Origin of the sequence: Corallococcus sp. CA054B (assembly GCF_003611625.1) — a bacterium.
Classification (GTDB): domain Bacteria; phylum Myxococcota; class Myxococcia; order Myxococcales; family Myxococcaceae; genus Corallococcus; species Corallococcus coralloides.
The window spans coordinates 1-16,285 of sequence record NZ_RAVY01000132.1 but is presented as its reverse complement, the minus strand read 5'-3'; the positions used below and the strand labels follow the sequence as shown (position 1 = coordinate 16,285).

Genomic DNA, 16,285 nt, shown 5'->3' with positions numbered 1-16,285 from the left:
CGATGGCCGGGTGGGTTCTGACCCAAGAATGAGCGGAGAGATGACGCTGTATCATGACCGCGCCAGGGGGGAGCTGCCCTCCGGCGCCAGACATGACAATCCGTTCGAATTTCGCTGGGACGAGCCGCTTCGAGGTGTGTGGACCGCTGGGCCAGGGCGCCACGGGCATGGTGTATCGGGTCCGCGATCGGGAGGTGGGCCGCGAGGTGGCGCTCAAGACGCTGCGGCTGCCTGGAGCGGAAGCGCTCTACCGGCTGAAGCGCGAGTTCCGCACCCGCGCAGGCATCGTCCACCCCAACCTGCTCCAGCTCCATGAGCTGTTCGTGGCAGACGGGTTCCCCTTCTTCACCATGGAGCTGGTGGAGGGCGTCGACTTCCTGAGCTGGGCACGGAGGGAGCTGGCGCTCGGTGGCGGGATTCCCCAGACATGGGAGTCCTCCCTGGCCAGCGGGGCGTCGACGCTGCCGACCTCCGAAGGCGGGGAAGGGCGCATCCCGATGGAGGAGCTTGCATCCGCCGCGCATGCCCGGAGCGGTGACTGGCCGGAGGTGGCTTCTCGGGAAGAGTCCTGGCGGCGGCTGCGAGAGGGAGTGGCGCAACTCCTGCGAGCGCTGGGGGCGCTCCACGCGGCGGGGCTCGTGCACCGCGACGTGAAGCCCTCGAACGTGCTCGTCACCCGAGAGGAGCGCGTGCTGCTCCTCGACTTCGGCCTCATGACGGAGCAACAGCCCTCCCTGGAGGGCGCTCCGGCCCAGCGGCGCGCCGGGACTCCGGCCTATATGGCGCCGGAGCAGGTGACAGGAGAGTCCGTCACCTCCGCCTCGGACCTCTACGCGGTGGGGGCCATGCTGTATCAGGTGCTCACCGGAGCGTATCCATTCGCGGCCGAGCCCGAGCGCTTGTTGGAGTTGAAGGTGAGCCAGCAGCCGCCTCTGGTCCACGCGCAGGCTCCGGACGTCCCCGAGGATCTGGCCACGCTGGCTCGGGAGCTGCTGTCGCTGGAGCCGAAGCAACGTCCGTCGGCGGAGGAGTGCATCGCACGGCTGTCCTCGATGCTCGCGGGTGCGGCGCCGCACCGGAGCGCCACGGGGTCCGCGAGTCACGCCCCGTTCGTGGGCCGGGCACGGGAACTCGTTGTGTTGGAGGAGGCGCTGGCGGAGGTCTCCCAGCAGCAGCGCCAGATCACGGTGCATGTCCACGGGCCCTCGGGGATGGGCAAGTCCACCCTGGTGCGCGAGTTCCTCGCCCAACGCGCTCACGCCTCCGAGCCCATGGTGCTCCAGGGGCGGTGCCACCCGCAGGAGAGCGTGCCCTACAAGGCCATGGACGCGGCGATCGACTCGCTGGCCCGCCAGCTCGGCGCGCTCGCCGTGGACGAGGCCGCGGCGCTCGTTCCTGCCCAGGCCTACGCGCTGACGCGCCTCTTCCCCGTCCTGGGACGGCTCGCGGCGTTTCAGCATGCGGCCGTCCCCGCGGCGCTCCCGGAGCCCGCCGAGCTGCGGCACCAGGGCTTCCAGGCCCTGCGCGAGCTGCTGGAGCGGCTCGGCCGCGCGCGCCCGCTGGTGCTCTGGATCGATGACGTGCAGTGGGGAGATGCCGACTCGGCGCCGCTCTTCCAGGAACTGCTGCGGTCTCCCGCGCCGCGCATGCTGCTGGTGCTCTCGTGGCGGAGCGAGGACCGGAGCCGCAGCCCGCTGCTGCGCCGGCTGTTGGAGCTGGCCCCGCCCGGAGCGCTCTCCGGCGCCGCGCGCGAGCTGCCGCTAGGGGCGCTGGGCGAGCGGGAGGTGGCGGAGCTGGTCTCGGCCATGCTCGGCGCGCGGACCTCCGGGCGTGATCCGCAGGTGGAAGCTGTCATCGCCCATGCCGAGGGCAATCCCTTCATCGCCTGCGAGCTGGCCCGCCATGTGGGCGCGCACGAGGGCCCGGGATTGTCGCTGCCGGCCCAGGTGGATGTGGCCCAGCTGCTGATGGAGCGGATCCGCTCGCTCCCGCCGGAGCAGCGCGCGCTCCTGGATGTGGCCGCCGTCGCGGGCCGGCCGTTGGGGCGGAGCGTGGCGCTGCGGGCCGCCGGGCTTGGCGAAGGCGGGCGGGCCGTCTCTGCCTGGCTGCGAGACTCCAGCCTGCTGCGAGAGGTGCCGGCGGAGGGCGAGGTGGATATCGCGACCTACCACGACCGCATCCGCGAGGCGCTGCTCGAGGCGCTCCCGGCCGAGGTGCGCGTGGGCCGGCACCGAGGCATCGCCGAGGCTCTCACGGCGCGCGGCTCCGAGGACTTCGAGGCGCTGCTCGTGCACTGGGAGGGCGCGGGCGAGCCGATGCGCGCGGGCGGATACGCGGTGCGCTCCGCCGAGCGTGCCTCCCAGACGCTCGCCTTCGGCCGCTCCGCCGAGCTCTATCAGCGCGGGCTGGAGCTGCTGGGCGAGTCCGCGGATCGCCCCTCGCTCCTGGAGAAGCTGGCCCAGGCGCTGGCCAATCAGGGCCGCGCGCCCGAAGCGGCCCAGCGCTACCTGGAGTCCGCGGAGGCGCTGGGGACAGAGCTTCAGGGCACGCGCGTGAGCGGGTTGAAGCAGCGCGCCGCGGAGCAGTACCTGAAGAGCGGGCGCTTCAACCAGGGCTGGCGGGAGATGCGTTCGGTGCTGGAGGCACTCGGCATCCCCGTGCCGGGCTCCTTCCTGGGGGCGATGGGCTCGGCCACGTGGCGCCGGGTCGTCTTCCTGACGCGGCGGGTGGACGTGGACGCCGCGCGGCCCGCGCTCGCGCCCGAGGAGCGGCACCGGCTGGAGGTGCTGTGGGCCACGTCGACCAGCTGGTCCATGGTGAACCCCACACTGGCGGATGCCTTCCGCATGATGCACCTGCTGCGCACGCTGAAGGCCGGAGACGCCTCCACGCTCTGCCGGGCCCTGGGCTTCGAGGCCGCCATGGAGTCCCACGTGGGCGGCCGCTTCCTGGAGAACAACGCCCGCAAGCTGCTGGAGAAGGTGCGGGTCCTCATGGAGCGCACGGGCGACCCCTATGATCAGGCCTGGTACTTCATGTCCGTGGCGAACCAGGCGTACACCCTGGGCCGGTGGCGCGAGGCGGCCGAGGCCTGCGACCGCGCCGACGTGCTCTTCCGCGAGCAGTGCCCGGGCACGGCCTGGGAGCGGGTGAGTGTGGCCATCTTCCATCACCACGCTCTGGCGATGCTGGGAGAGCTGCCTGCGCTGGCGGCGCGGCTGGAGGCGCTCGACCGGGACGCGACGCTGCGCGGCGACGTGCACGCGCGCTGCGAGGCCTGGATTGGCGAGCCCGTGTTGGCCTGGCTGGCGAAGGATCGCGCCGAGGAGGCCCAGGCCCGCGCCGCCGATGCGCTGGCCGCGCAGTCCCCGGTGGCGTCCACCTGGCCGGAGAACGCGTACCGCCGCCAGCAGTACGCGGAGCTGATCGCCTGCGTCTACGCCTCCCACTACCGGGGCGATCCCTGGCCCGCGTGGAAGGCCGTCCTGGAGCACTGGGCGCCGCTGAAGTCCTCCTTCATGCTCTCGCTGAGGGCCACCGGTCTGGGGCTGCGGCACATGCGGGCGCGGGCGGCACTGGCCGCTGCGGAGTCCCTCCCGGACGAGCGGACGTCTCCCCCTGCCAGCGTGGAGCCGCGCTGGAACCGGCGGGCGCTGCTGGCCGATGTCCGTGCGCAGCTCCGGGTGATGGAAGGCGACCCCATTGGCAGTGCGCGCCCCCTGGGCCACCTGCTGCGGGCAGGGCTGGCCCGGCTGAGCGGGGACAGCGCCACGGCGGTCCGCGAGCTAGAGCAGGCGGTGGCGGGCCTCGATCGCGAAGGAGTGGCGCTGTACCGGGAAGCAGCGCGCTACGCGCTGGGGACCCTCCAGGGAGGCGGCGAGGGCGATGCGCTGCGGCGTCAGGCCTCGGAATGGATGGCGGCGCGTCAGGTGGTGCGGCCCGGCGCGCTGGCAGCGGCGATGGTGCCCGGGCTGGGACTGATGCCCGGGCTCCGGACCGCTCAAGACGTGGGAGGCCGGTAGCCGGCGGCGCCGCGCCGCAGGCTCTCCTCCAACTGGGTGCGGATGCGCCGCAGCAGCCCGACGAGGCCCTCGCCGCCTCCATGGCCCGAATGCATCCCCAGCCCGCGCAGCAGGGACTCCACCTGGGCAAAGGCATCCGTGGACGTAGCGGAGGCCGGTGATGCCGCCGAGAGATGAGAGAGCATGGAGGGGAGCACCTCGATGCCCAGGAGGTCCCAGGGATGGGGCAGCCCCATCCTGAAGTTCACCGCGTCCTGCTGCCGCAAGAGCATCACATCCGGAAGCTCATTCGCCTCGGGGTTCCAGATGCGGCAGTAGTCGCCCACCGGCGTGGTGGCGAAGAGCTTCTCGTAGACCTGAGAATCTGGCCGTGGGGTCGGGCGCTTGCTGTGCCTCCCCCCGCAGTGATCGAGGATGGCGTTGACGGCGTGCCGGGCCGACTCGTTCGCGGACTCCATGGTGGTGAGCCGGGTGAAGGTCCTGTTGTAGGTGCCCGCGAAGACGATCTGATCCCAATGCACGTAATAGCCACCGTGCGCGGCCTGCCAGAGTCCATGCGGTAGGTCCCTATCGTGGGAGGACACGTGAGCGCCTGACGTGGGGTCCCAGGGGTCGGGCCCCGGCCGGTGCTTCCAGTCTCCGGCGGTGGGCAACAGGAAGGGCGTGTTGTTCTTGATGATGTGAGCATGGTCCTGATCGCTCCTGTCGTAGACGAGCCCTTCGTCGATATGGATGAAGGCGGGCTCGGGAGGATTGAACTCCAGGAAGGGGCGTCCCTTCTCCTTTCGCTGGAGGGCCTTGCCGAGCTGACCCAGGACCGCGGCTTTCAATTGCGCCGGCGTGGACTCCCAGGCGCTCCTTCCCCCGGAGTCTGGGGCCCTTTTCTTCCATTCACCAATGTCGACGCTGAGCAGTGATTGGTATTGGCTCAGCCGCTGGATGGGCCGGTGCTGCCAGGCGACGGGACTGCAGATGGCGGAGAGCCCCCATGGCGCATCGAGCAGGTAGAGGTAGCCATCGATGACGTTGAGCTCCGTGGCGAAGAAGAACTGGATGCCGGAGAGTGTCTGGAGCCGATCCCACTCATACAGGCCGACTTCTGTTCGCGGGTCGCGGTGACGTGTACCCGCTTCTCCCCGCTTGACGGGGACCCGGGTGGTGTATCCCCGGAGCCTGCCTGGCACGCTCAGGTCCATCTGGAGTTGGGTGAGCGGCATGGCCTGGGTGATTTCCTCCGCTGCGAGGACGTCCACGGCCACGACGTAATAGTCATCCGTGGTCGGGAACGTCTGCTCTCCATGCGGATACTGAACGACGGGGTTGAAGCGGGCGCCTTCCGTGCGAAGGTTCACCGCCTCGAAACCCTTGAGCGTTGCCTGGATGAATTGGACGCCCAGGCGGCACAGGTGCGTGTGCCAGTGGCTGAACCAGGCCGCGCTGGTGGGCCCGTTCAGGGTGGCGTGGGTTTCCTCGGTGGGGACGATGACGTCGGTCAGGAGCTGGAGGTAGGTGTTACCCGTGGTTCGTGCATCCGCTGCCCTGCCGTCCAGCGCCACCAGCACCCGCCCGGAGGACTGGACCAGATGGGTGAAGGCCTCGCTGTAGCGGTACAGCTTCCCGGAGCCGCCGTTTCCGGAGGCGCCCTCGATGTATTCCCACCAGGAGATGTCCTCCAACTCGTGGGCCCTACGCTCGGGACTGGTGAGCATGTAGCGCAGGATCCGGAGCGAGAACTGGAAGAGATCCTGCGGTTGGATTCCCAGGTACTCCAGGTTGCTCAGCCCGCTCGACTCGCGCGCGATGGAATTCGGGAAGCTGGCGGTCGCCCACTTCGTGACAAAGGGCGGGTGATTCTCGCTGGCGATGCCGATGCTCGGTAGCGGGACGAGGTTGTCGTAGGTGGTACGGGACGTCGGTAGGGAGTTGTTGTCGTAGAGGGGGATGCGCCGCATCGTGTCGAAGACATGGCGGTAGTACGACGGGAAGTACCGATACCCATGCTCGCCCGGGAGGATGATGCGCTCCAGGGTGACCCGCACCCAGTTCCTGGCTGACGGCGGCTGACCGAGCTCCGTGTTCGCGGGCCGGGGCTCTGCCTTTGAGAGATAGCGCTCCGGAGGAAGGCGGAGTGTGTAGAGGCGCTCTCTCAGCTTGCTTTCGATGATCGTGGCCAGCCCCTGGCTCCGCTCAATCTCCGCGGGGAGGTTCATCACCTGCTGGAGTTCATCCAGGCTCTGGTCGAAGAACGACTGGATGTGGACGACGAAGTCATCCCCGAGCGAACCGTCATGGACCTTGCGGGTCAGCTGCGCCATCGCATTCTCCAGGTCCGCGGTCGAGCGTGGAGTGAGTTCGAGGGGCTCGTTCTGGAACTCAATCCAGAGAGAAGGAAAGGGCCTGGCCTGGTCGAGCCCAAGGTCCACCGAACTCGTGGTGAGCGGGTGGATAGGCGAGGCAGTGCCGTGCACGGGACCCGGCTCATCCGTCTGGAAGAAGATCGGCTGCTCACTGGAGGCCTGGAAGTACTGGGTGCGGGCCAGCCCTCCGACGGCCAGGGATTTCTTGCCCCGGGAGTTGAGCGCGTTGGCGGTTTCGTAGACGAGGACTTCGAAGCCACGCAGTGCCAGCTCGTGGGCCGCGGTCAGCCCCGCGATGCCGGCGCCGAAGACGTGGACCCGACGCTTCGACGACTGTGTTTCGGGCTTATTGCCGGATTCGCTCGGGGGAACGGTGTCAGCCACGGGCGTCTGCCTTTCTCTCACGGGAGTGCTGTGCGCGCGCATCGTCCGCGCACGTCAGGCGAAGTTGGTGGAGCAGGGACGGAAAGCCCGCGCAGCGGACCGCACCATGCACGTAGCGGATCAGCCCTTCATGCGCGCGAAGGAGGAGCTCCAGGGGACCGACCACCTCGACGGCGTTGGAGAGCACCGCCTCCGTGAGCGTGCGCCGGTCATCGAGCACCGCGAGAATGGTCCGCCGCGAGGTGCCCACGGTGATGGACTCCTGGCCATCCACGGCGCGCAGGTGGGCCTGCGTGGAAGTGAAGGCGGCGGTGAAGTGCTCGGCGTCGATTCTCAGCGCGACGGCGAGGCCGGCCAGGGGCATCAGGATGCGCTCGTGGGCCTGGGGCTGCTCGCGGGCCAGCAGCGCGAAGGAGCGGGCCAGCAGCGTCTGCACGCTGCCCTCAGTCACGGATGAACTCAAAGACACCGGTCCCCTCCATGGCCACGGAATGTCCACGCACGCGCCCCTGCGCAGTCACCCGGCCCAGCACCTCGTGGATGATGGTCACCTGCTCGGGGTGCTCCTCGGAGGGGGTGACGATGCGGGCGGAGTCCTGCGGGTGGAAGGACAGCTCGAGCGTGTCCGCCCCTCCGTGGGCGGCAATCTCCAGGGTCTCGGGCAGGTCCGCCGCGGTGCCCGGGGCCAGCAGCGCCATGACTCGAGGCACGGAGAAGGGGCGCGCCTTGCGGAAGCTGCCCCGGGTGAGGACGCGGAGCTCCTCGTCGCGGAACACGCGCAAGGGCTCGCCGCCGTGCCAGAGGAAGAGACCCTGGTAGCGGGCCACCGAGCGGCCGCGGTCCGCCATGCGCACGTGCACCAGGCTCCAGGGGTTGGTCATGTCCCAGGGCAGCACCGAGCCCCACTCCCATGAGAAGTCATTGCCCCAGAGGAAGTGGCCCCAGTTGTGGTCATGGTAGGCGGGGGCGTCGTTCACCTGCACGGTGCGGCCCGCGAGCCGGAGCGTGCCGCGCGCCAGCAGCCGGGGGACGAAGAGCCAGGACAGGCGCCGGTCCAGGGTGAGCGGCTGGTTGACGGAGAGGGCGGGCAGCGTCACGGGGACGAGCTCCAGCTCGGCGGCCAGCGGCTGGTCACGCAGCGCGATGGACAGGCGGTAGGTGCCGTCGATGAAGCGCAGGGTGTTGTGGCCGAAGCGCGCGTCGATGCGTCCGGCGGTCACCTCCACCTCTGCCTCCTCGAAGTGCTCCACGTCTCCTTCCCAGCCCTCGCCGCGAGCCAGGACGATGAGTCGCGCCACCTCGGGTTGCCGGCCCTGCGTGGCCCGCACGTCGTCAATCAGGCTGAAGTTGATCAGCAGGTGCGCCGCCTCGGTGTGCACGAGGAAGTGCTGCCATTCCTTGTGCGCGCCCCGCCCGCCCATGCGCGAGGGCGAGCGCCGGAAGTAGTCGTTGCCAGTCAGCAGCCGCGCGAGGCGCTCTGGCGGAGGAGCGGAAGGGGGCATGGGCTGGCACTGGCTGCTACCGCAGCAGCTCCCTGAGGGAGGGCGCCGCGGACGCGTCAGGCTCCGGTGTCGCGACCTCTCCGGAGGATTGGCTCGCCTCCATCGCGCCCAGGAACGTCCGGCGCGCGGAGACGAGGCCGAGGACCATCAGCAGGAGCCGGTCCTCCTCTGGCTCGGGAAGGGGGGACGCCGGCGCGGCGGGCTCGGGCAGCAGGTGATTGAAGCGCTGGGACAGCGACAGCATGCCGAGCAGCAGGGGCAGGACCGGGTTGCGATCAGCGAAGTCGCTCCAGGGCTCATCGAGCAGCGGCATGGGCCTCTCCCTGGCGCGGCAGGTCTTGAAGCTGACGCAGCAGCTCCTCCAACCGGGCGGAGCCCGTGGCCTGGAAGAGCGCCTCGATGTACGCGGAGGGCAGCACGGTGGCCGGATCCTCCTCGGGGATGTTGAGGGAGAGGGCATCCCAGAGGCGGCGGCCCTGCTGGAGCAAAGGAGAGGAGGCGAGCGTGGACTTCCAGGCGGCACCCTCGGGAGTCGCGGCGAAGCGCCGCCCCTCGGCGACGAGCGCGCAGAAGGCCGCCTGCACGACGATGGGGTGCTTGAGCATCAGCACCTGAAGCCGTCGCAGCAGCCCCAGGAGCACCTCCTCCTGCGAGCCCGCCGGGAACGATTCGCTGGCCCCAGGCGCCGCGGACGGAAGCAGTTGCTCGAACAGCAGATCCCGGATGCGATGCGCCTCTTCATGGAGAATCGCCTGGGTGCGGATGAAGTCGAAGAGGGAGGACTGGGGGGAGGGGGGAGGCACCATGGAGGGCGTCACTTCGCTCGCAGGAGGACGTAGGAGGTCAGGCCCTCCAGCAGGTCCCGATGGATGGAGGGGGGGAGCCAGCCGCGGCACACGTCGAAGCGCCGCTGGGCATCTTGCAGCCAATCCCGAGCCACCCGCTGCGCATGGCCAATGCTGTCGTGGCGCTCCATGAGCGAGAGGAGAAAGCGCACCTGCTCGGGAGTCTTCTCCGCACGGCGAGGTGCCGCGTTCCGTGCCTCGCGCAGCCGCTGCCGCCCCACGACCGTCAGCTCGCCTTCCTCGACGAGCCGGTCCAGCTGCGCATCGAATGTCGTGGGCTCCGGAGCCGCCTCCGGGGAGGGGCGGGGCAGGGAGAGGATGCGCTCGGCTTCCGCCCGGTCCCCGGCGGGCACGTGACGCATCATGTGCAGCAGCATCAGGGTGCGCTTGCCCTCCCAGAGATCGCCGCCGATCTCCTTGCCATACGCGCCCACCTCGCCGCGCAGGTTGAGCACGTCGTCCTGGATTTGAAAGGCGATGCCGAGGCTGCGGGCGAAGGCGGCCAACTGCTCGATGCGCTCCCCGTCCTGACGGGCCGCGATGGCGCCCACAACCATGGGGGTGATGAAGCTGTACCAGCACGTCTTCTGCTCCACCATCCGCACGTAGTCCTCGTCGCTGAGCGTCCACGCGCCCCGGCGGATCCAATCGAGCTCGAGGGCCTGGCCCTCCACCGACTCCTGCGTCATGCGCGCCACGGCCTGGAGGATGCGCAGCGCGGGGCCCAGGCCCACGGCGCCGATGTTGTCCAGCAGCGGCCGCAGCGACAGGGCGAACATGGCGTCCCCCACGTTGATGGCAACGGGGATGCCGTGCGCCCGGTGCAGCGTGGGGCTGCCGCGGCGCAGCAATGACTCATCCTCGATGTCGTCGTGGATGAGAAAGGCATTGTGATACAGCTCGAGCACGGTCGCCGGGCGCAGCGCCGCCTCCAGCGTGCCTCCCAGCGCACGGCACGTGGCAATGCAGAGTGCCGGCCGCAGCCCCTTGGCCTCTCGCAGCGGGTAGTCCAGCATGAGCTGGTAGAGGAACGGCGCGTGGTGGCGCTCAGCGGGGATGATTCGGCGGAGCTCCTCGAGCACGAGCGAGCGGCACTCCTCGAGATAGCCCGCGAGCAGCTCACTGGTCCCGGATGGATCCTGCACCGCGCGCGAAGCTAGCATGCGACGGTGAGTGTTTCGCGAGGTCAGAGAAGCAGATGGGGCTCTTGCTGCAGTTGGAAGATGGACGCCGGTTCACCTTGGGAACGCGCTGTCTGCTGGGACGTCACCCTGCGTGTGATGTTCACATACCGGACGGCCGGGTCTCCGGCGAACACGCGAGCCTGCACTGGGCGGGCGCTCACTGGGAGCTGAGGGACCTGGGCAGCCGCAACGGCACGTTCGTCGAGGGGCGGCGGCTGGCCTTGGGCGAGCGGGTGGAGCTGGGGCAGGGGCAGGACTTCCTGCTGGGAAAGAGTGGCATCGGCTTCCGGCTGCTGGACGCGTCCCCTCCCGCGGCGCGGGCCCGGCACCTGGCCACGGGGCTGGTGCGGGTGGCGACCGGCGCGTTGCTGGTGCTGCCGGATGACGACGAGCCACAGGCCAGCCTCTTCCCGCTGGACGGCGGGCAGTGGGTGTTGGAGTTGGGCGAAGAGCGGCGCCGGCTGAAGGACCAGGATCGGGTGTGGCTGGACGGCTCGGAGTGGGTGGTGGAGCTGCCCCTCGCGGCGACGGAGACACTCGAGGAAGCGGATGCGCCCACGTTGGCGGAGGTCCGGCTGCGCATCGGCGTCAGCCGCGACGAGGAGCATGTAGAGGTGGCGGTGCGCCTGCGGGAGGGGGAGCGGATGCTGCCTCCCCGCTCCTCGCAGTACCTGTTGGCGACGCTGGCACGGTTGAGGCTCGCCGAGCACGCCCTGTCGCCGTCCGAGCAGGGCTGGGTGGACCGCGAGCAGCTCTGCCGGATGCTGGCCACGGACACCAACAAGCTGAACGTGGACATCCACCGGGTGCGCAAGCAATTCGGCGCGCTGGGCATCCAGGATGCGGCGGGCGTCGTGGAGCGGCGCCCGGGCACGGGTCAGGTGCGGCTGGGGATGAACAGCGTGGAAGTCTTTACGCTGTAGTCCCTTCAGGCTCGTCGCACATCCCGGAAGCACTCCGAGGAATAATGAGGCACCTGCAAGGGGTCCCAGGGGGGAGCGACGTCGGTTGAGCCCTTTTGCTTCTTCGCATACGGCCCGCCCTGGATTCCCGTGCCTCCTTTAGGTTCTCTCAACGGTGAACGGGCTCGCTTGCTGGCAATACGCCGCTTCGGGCTGAGCGTAGGCTTCGGGCTGAGCGTAGGCTTCGGGCTGAGCGTAGGCTTTGGGCTGAGCGTAGTCATGAATTTCGTGCTCGCCTCGATGACGATCGTTTGAGCTTTGTCTGGCAGGGCGTCAACGAGCGCGTCGTTCCTGAGCTTGGCTTCATTGCGATCGCTCTCCCAACTGGAGGCGGCGGCCTTGGACTTCAGCGAGCCGCTGTTTTTGGCAGTGCGTGCCAGTTCGGCCGGAGCCATGCTTGCGATGCCCGCAGCGCTCAGTGTGGCAGTGACGGCAGGAGGTGCGATATTTTCGAATTTCGGGTTCGCAAGGATATTCTCAATGATGTGGTCGCGTAGTGCGTTGTGAGCCGCAGATTGCCCTGTCCGCTTGACGTTCGAGCCTGAGTGCCCCGCGACAGTGTCGTTCGGACCGGAAAGGATGGTCCTGGCCGTATCTGTTCGGTAGCCGTCGGCGGAGCGCAGCACCGCTTTCAGCGGTGCACTGTAGATTCTCCTGCCGTTGTACTTGAAGAGATAGGAACGCTTGGTCATCACCTTCAATGTGTGCGTACCGTCTTTGTTGTCAGTCGCACTCTTCAAGGCGGCGAACAAGTCCGCGGGTACGAGTTCATGATACCCGCTGGAATGTCCGGCCAAGGTCCTGTTTGAACTTGCGCGGAAAGACGATTTGCTCGCCTTGCCCTTGGGGTCGACAGTGAAGAAGCCCGACTGGCTTTGCTTCTTGGTTAATGTCTTGTCGTCTTTCAGGGTGTATCTTCGGGATTTCTGGAGATTATTCCTCGTGTTCTTTTTGCCCTGGGTGCGATTCGCCACGGCTCAGTCCTTCTCGACGGAGAGCGCGCGTATCGCATAGCCACAGTTCGCGGCGTTCTGGAGGTCAATCGGCTGGATGGTGATGGAGACGGTGTTGAGCCCCAGTTGGAGATAGTCATGGTAGTCGATGGTGGAGAAATCCAGGTTGCGCAAGGCAATGCGTGTCAGGTTGTTCTCGCCGCCTTCTGCCTCCAGCGCATCCAGGTATTTCGTTATCGGGTTTGCCTTGTCTCCGTTGACGATGAAGGTCAGCACCACGCCAGTCGATTTGGACGTCCCTTCGGCAGGTCTGGTCGTCCAGTGCTTCATGAACAAGGTGTAGTCGCTGACCGTGTCGGTCACCTTGAAGTACAGCGTCATGGAGAGCGACGTGTCCTTTTCGGTAAAGGCCGCGGTCAAGGCTGTTTCGCCGGCCGTGAAGCCGAAACCCGCATCGCCGCTCGCCGGGGCCGCCGGATAGGCCGTGGTGTCCTTGATCAAGAGATTGTTGCTGGTGGCTGCAATCTTGAACGCGCTCGGCGGGGTCTGGCTTCCGACAGCAGCGGGGCTGACGGTGAACTTGTTGGGGATGAAGCCGATGACCGCGCCTTTGCCTTGCAGACCGACAGGGTCCAAGGCGAGCAGCGGCAGATCGACGGTCGCGCTCAAGGGCGTGTCGCCCTGCAGGACGGTGGGAAGCGGGTCCATGAAAACGTCCAGGCCAGGGTATCCCCCCCAGGAGGGATAATTATGAGAGCCTGAGAAATAGTTGATCACATGGGAGACCGTGATTTCATCCAGGGTGGGATCGGTGATCGTGACAAGCCATAGCGCCCTCATGATGAAGTTGACGCCATACATCGACAGGTGGCTCGGCGGATACAGCGCTATCCCATCCCACAGTCGTGCCGACATGGCCTTGGGAATCGTGATTCGGGTTTGATTGTTGTATGTGAGTCCGTCAGTCGTTCTGCATTCGATCGCGTCCCACGGATATTCCTGGCCAAAGGTCCAGCTCATCTCCTTAGTTCGCGGATTGAACATCGCGTAAGCGCCCCAGTCCTTGAGGCTCATGGATGCAGAAGATGAGCTCTCCTGGTTCCTGGATTGGGATGACTCATCCGTGCCGGTGAACGAGTGCTCGTTGGTGGCGGTTGTGGAGTGGTCGTAGTTGGCTGAAACGCTATATCCAGCCGTTCCCAGACTGACCGACGCGCCATAACTGTTGGTCTGGGAGGTTGAAGAACCGACGGTGCTGCTCAGGGAGCTGCCGGCGGATTGTCCATTGGAATCAGTGTCGGAGCTGGATGATTGGAACTTGGTGTTGATCGTCTGGGGCGAGTATTCCAGGATTTGAATGTCGAGCCCATCAGATGCCCCTGTGTCTGATGGGCTCAAGGTCAATCCTGTGTTGATGAGGACGGGGTAGTTTTCGTAGGAGGTGACGCCTTTGCTCGGCGACGACGGACTCAAGTCCGCCCCTTCAGGGTTGTAGATGTTGATTCTTTGGATGCAGTGGAGAAGGAACTTCCGGCTCGGGGTCTTGGTCCCAGCCGAAGTGCCAGCAGGTAGCTGAACGTCGTCATACCGGGTGGCTTGGTACTCCGTGAAAACATTTCCTAGTGTGTCCGAGCCTTTCGAGATCGAGTAGAACCTCGAAAATGAATACGGGTCTGTTTTCTTGAACATTTCCCTGTCCCTTGATGTTGTCTACCGGTCGATGCAATTGATGATGTAGTGGACAGTGAAGTAGGGCTGCATGTTGTTGTGTGGGGCCCCGCTGCCCGTGCTTCCAGTTGTTCCTGAGGCTGGCTCGTAACACATCAGGGGGATTTCACTTCCACTCTGACTGTCGATGGAATAGCCAAACTTGGAGTCGTTCGTGTGGCTGTGGGGGGGGATTTCGTTCGTTGAGAGGGTGTGCGAGTATTCCCCGCCGGTGTATTGAGCTGGCCAGGTTTGCGAAGGGAAGTTGGGGGACGTGCCATCCGACTGCGTGACGTTCACAGGCGTACCCGCGCCAATCAGCGTTCTGCCGCGGAAGTCCGGAGTGTTGGTGCTACCCAGGGCGGTGATCAGTTCCTGATATTGGCCTGGGATTGTTTCGCCATCGCACAGCAGCCAGCCGTCCGGAATGTTGTCCGCGCTCAAGGCAAACGCCACAATCGTGCCCAGTGGCACGTGAACGGTCTTTGTCATTTGGATGTCCAGTTGGTTGTGTCGCGCTGGTCGTGTTCTCGCTCGTCCAGCTCGCGGCTCTCTCGTATGTGGATGGGTTTGAATCCACTTGCAGCGCCGTGGCCACAAGCAGGAGCCAAACTAGAGAGTTGCCCCCGCCTGGGCGATTACACGGCGTTACAGACAGGGGACCGCGCTTGGACTGGCGTCAGGGCTCTCAGGCCGCCTGCGCGCTACGCAGCAAGGCGGGGAACACGACGCCCTGACGCGGGCTACATCCGCTCGTCGATAGCGCGGTTGCTCATCTCGTCCGCTTCCGCGTTCTGCGCGCGGGGGACGTGGGCGAGCTTCACCTTGCCGAAGGTCGCAAGCAGCTTCTGCGCCTCCAGGAACAAGGGCTTCAGCGTGGGGCTCTTCACCTGGTATTTCCCACCCAGCTGACGGATGAGCAGCTCGCTGTCCGCGAACACCTCCACCTCGCGGGCGCCCAGGCTCTTCGCGTGCTGCAGGCCGATGAGCAGGCCCATGTACTCGGCGTAGTTGTTCGTCTGGTGCCCCAGGAACTTGCCCAGGCGCGCCACCACCGCGCCCTCGGCGTTCATCAGCACCGCTCCGGCGCCGGCAGGGCCCGGGTTGCCTCGCGCCGCTCCGTCCGAATAGACGCGCACGCGGTTGAGCGCTCCACCCGCCGCGGGCGTCACGACCTCGATGCCTGACGTGGTGGACTCGGACGCCGTCCGCGGGGCCGACTCCGAGGCGGGCGCCCCGGCCTCGCGCGGACCGCCGCCCAGCTGCCCGGCGGCTTCGTCCAGCAACTGGCCCAGGTGTTCGCGGGTGAGCCCGCGAAAGGCGCGCACCGTCGCCGTCAGCGGCTCCTCACGGGCGATGTGACGGAGGACGTCGACGAGCGAAGGGGTCGGCATGGGTGAGGGGACCGAAGTGAGGCGCCGCCGCTACTTCTCGGCGGTGTCCTTCGGCTCCTGCAGCGCTTCGACGGCGAAGATGATGCGGTTGCACGAGGGGCACACGTCCGTGCCCAGCGTGGTGCGCAGCATGTTGTACATCTGCGGGGGCAGGTTCATGTTGCAGCCCTGGCAGGTGCCCGCCACGACGCCCACCATCGCGGGCAGCTTCTTCTTGCGGATGACCTCGTAGCGGCGGAGCAGGGTGGCATCCACGTTCGCGGCGACTTCCGCGCGGCGCCCCTCCAGCTCCTTCACCTGGGACTCGGACTCGCCCAGCTTCCCGCGCAGCTCCGTCATCCGGCCCGACAGGCCCTGCTGCTTGGTGGCGTAGTCCGCCTCCTTGCCCTTGATGGCCTCGCGAGCGCCGCCCAGCTCCTTCACCTTCTCCGTGAGCGCCTCGGACTGGGTGAGGATGCCCTTCTTCGCGATGTCGATTTCGCGAGCGAGCGCCGAGTACTCACGCGTGGAGCGCTGGTCGGACAGGCGCGCTTCCCACTTCTTCACCTTGTCCTTCTCGTCCGTGATGTTCTGCTCGAGCAAGGCCTTCTGCTTCTCGAGGTCGGCGACGCGTGTCCGCTCGGCCTCGATGCCATTGCGCGCGACCCCCAGCTCCCGCTCCAGCTCGGAAATCTGGCGGGGATGCACGTCCGCCGCCTTTCGGAGCGAGGCGACCTCGAGGTCCACCTTCTGCAGCTCCGCCAAGGCCTTCAGTTTCTCCCGCAAGTTGCTGCCTCCCACACGGCCGCACCGACGCGCGGCTCGGCTCTTGTACCAACAAGGGTGCTGGGGTTCCAACGCGTAAATGGGGAAGCCTCCATCCCTATGTTCCCCGCCTGCCCCTTGAGCGTTTGAATCCGCTTCACGCACCCGTTAGACGGGGCACGTGTCCAGCTTCCGCCTCCGACCCCTCCTGACCCCCGCGCTCCTCCTCGC

Annotated in this window: 13 protein-coding genes; 2 read left to right on the top strand and 11 right to left on the bottom strand. The window is 67.1% G+C overall.

The annotated features are described in order from the left end of the window. Positions 1-92: 92 nt before the first annotated feature. Entirely contained in the window at positions 93-4,022 is a 3,930-nt protein-coding gene (locus D7V80_RS27400) for a serine/threonine-protein kinase PknK (RefSeq protein ID WP_233585762.1), read from the top strand. Here the strand turns inward: D7V80_RS27400 and D7V80_RS42335 are convergent. The 6 genes from D7V80_RS42335 to D7V80_RS27370 are packed head-to-tail and all read right to left on the bottom strand — an operon-like array spanning position 4,001 to position 10,273. Continuing rightward, positions 4,001-6,763: an NAD(P)-binding protein gene (locus D7V80_RS42335; RefSeq protein WP_233585760.1), complete on the bottom strand. Its 2,763-nt coding sequence runs from the start codon at positions 6,761-6,763 to the stop codon at positions 4,001-4,003. The two genes, D7V80_RS27400 and D7V80_RS42335, sit on opposite strands and share 22 nt — an antisense overlap. Continuing rightward, the gene (locus D7V80_RS27390) at positions 6,756-7,214 is read right to left on the bottom strand and encodes a sterol-binding-like protein (RefSeq protein WP_199738871.1); all 459 of its coding nucleotides are present in this window, start codon (positions 7,212-7,214) and stop codon (positions 6,756-6,758) included. The genes D7V80_RS42335 and D7V80_RS27390 overlap by 8 nt, the downstream gene beginning before the upstream one ends. Then, on the bottom strand, positions 7,207-8,265 hold the full coding sequence (locus D7V80_RS27385; RefSeq protein WP_120590964.1) for a hypothetical protein: 1,059 nt from the start codon (positions 8,263-8,265) through the stop codon (positions 7,207-7,209). The genes D7V80_RS27390 and D7V80_RS27385 overlap by 8 nt, the downstream gene beginning before the upstream one ends. A 16-nt stretch (positions 8,266-8,281) precedes the next feature. Then, positions 8,282-8,578: a hypothetical protein gene (locus D7V80_RS27380; protein WP_120590963.1), complete on the bottom strand. Its 297-nt coding sequence runs from the start codon at positions 8,576-8,578 to the stop codon at positions 8,282-8,284. Next, a complete protein-coding gene (locus D7V80_RS27375) occupies positions 8,562-9,071 on the bottom strand; it encodes a hypothetical protein (protein ID WP_120590974.1) in 510 nt (169 codons plus the stop codon). Before D7V80_RS27375 ends, D7V80_RS27380 begins: the two co-directional genes overlap by 17 nt. An 8-nt stretch (positions 9,072-9,079) precedes the next feature. Beyond that, positions 9,080-10,273: a polyprenyl synthetase family protein gene (locus tag D7V80_RS27370; protein WP_120590962.1), complete on the bottom strand. Its 1,194-nt coding sequence runs from the start codon at positions 10,271-10,273 to the stop codon at positions 9,080-9,082. On the opposite strand from D7V80_RS27370, the gene D7V80_RS27365 reads away from it, so the two are divergent. Then, a complete protein-coding gene (locus D7V80_RS27365; RefSeq protein ID WP_255417666.1) occupies positions 10,243-11,217 on the top strand; it encodes an FHA domain-containing protein in 975 nt (324 codons plus the stop codon). The two genes, D7V80_RS27370 and D7V80_RS27365, sit on opposite strands and share 31 nt — an antisense overlap. Positions 11,218-11,222: 5 nt before the next feature. On the opposite strand, the gene D7V80_RS41505 is transcribed toward D7V80_RS27365, so the two are convergent. The 5 genes from D7V80_RS41505 to D7V80_RS27345 all read right to left on the bottom strand — a co-directional run bounded on the left by D7V80_RS41505 (position 11,223) and on the right by D7V80_RS27345 (position 16,075). Next, complete coding sequence (locus D7V80_RS41505; protein WP_147447227.1) at positions 11,223-12,230, bottom strand: hypothetical protein; 1,008 nt, start codon at positions 12,228-12,230, stop codon at positions 11,223-11,225. A 3-nt stretch (positions 12,231-12,233) separates the two neighbouring features. Then, on the bottom strand, positions 12,234-13,682 hold the full coding sequence (locus D7V80_RS27360; protein ID WP_199738870.1) for a hypothetical protein: 1,449 nt from the start codon (positions 13,680-13,682) through the stop codon (positions 12,234-12,236). 237 nt (positions 13,683-13,919) lie between these two features. Continuing rightward, positions 13,920-14,408, bottom strand: a complete 489-nt coding sequence (locus D7V80_RS27355) for a phage tail protein (RefSeq protein WP_120590959.1) — start codon at positions 14,406-14,408, stop codon at positions 13,920-13,922. Positions 14,409-14,659: 251 nt separating this feature from the next. Further along, positions 14,660-15,310 (bottom strand): ribonuclease HI family protein, encoded by a 651-nt coding sequence (locus D7V80_RS27350; RefSeq protein WP_120590958.1) that lies wholly within the window; start codon positions 15,308-15,310, stop codon positions 14,660-14,662. A 30-nt stretch (positions 15,311-15,340) separates the two neighbouring features. Further along, the gene (locus tag D7V80_RS27345) at positions 15,341-16,075 is read right to left on the bottom strand and encodes a zinc ribbon domain-containing protein (RefSeq protein WP_120590957.1); all 735 of its coding nucleotides are present in this window, start codon (positions 16,073-16,075) and stop codon (positions 15,341-15,343) included. Positions 16,076-16,285 lie beyond the last annotated feature (210 nt).

Coding starts and splice junctions, on each gene's coding strand:
- D7V80_RS27400 (WP_233585762.1), top strand. CDS start 93: ATGACAATCCGTTCGAATTTCGCTGGGACGAGCCGCTTCGAGGTGTGT.
- D7V80_RS27385 (WP_120590964.1), bottom strand. CDS start 8,265: ATGCCCCCTTCCGCTCCTCCGCCAGAGCGCCTCGCGCGGCTGCTGACT.
- D7V80_RS27380 (WP_120590963.1), bottom strand. CDS start 8,578: ATGCCGCTGCTCGATGAGCCCTGGAGCGACTTCGCTGATCGCAACCCG.
- D7V80_RS27375 (WP_120590974.1), bottom strand. CDS start 9,071: ATGGTGCCTCCCCCCTCCCCCCAGTCCTCCCTCTTCGACTTCATCCGC.
- D7V80_RS27365 (WP_255417666.1), top strand. CDS start 10,243: ATGGATCCTGCACCGCGCGCGAAGCTAGCATGCGACGGTGAGTGTTTC.
- D7V80_RS27370 (WP_120590962.1), bottom strand. CDS start 10,273: ATGCTAGCTTCGCGCGCGGTGCAGGATCCATCCGGGACCAGTGAGCTG.
- D7V80_RS27355 (WP_120590959.1), bottom strand. CDS start 14,408: ATGACAAAGACCGTTCACGTGCCACTGGGCACGATTGTGGCGTTTGCC.
- D7V80_RS27350 (WP_120590958.1), bottom strand. CDS start 15,310: ATGCCGACCCCTTCGCTCGTCGACGTCCTCCGTCACATCGCCCGTGAG.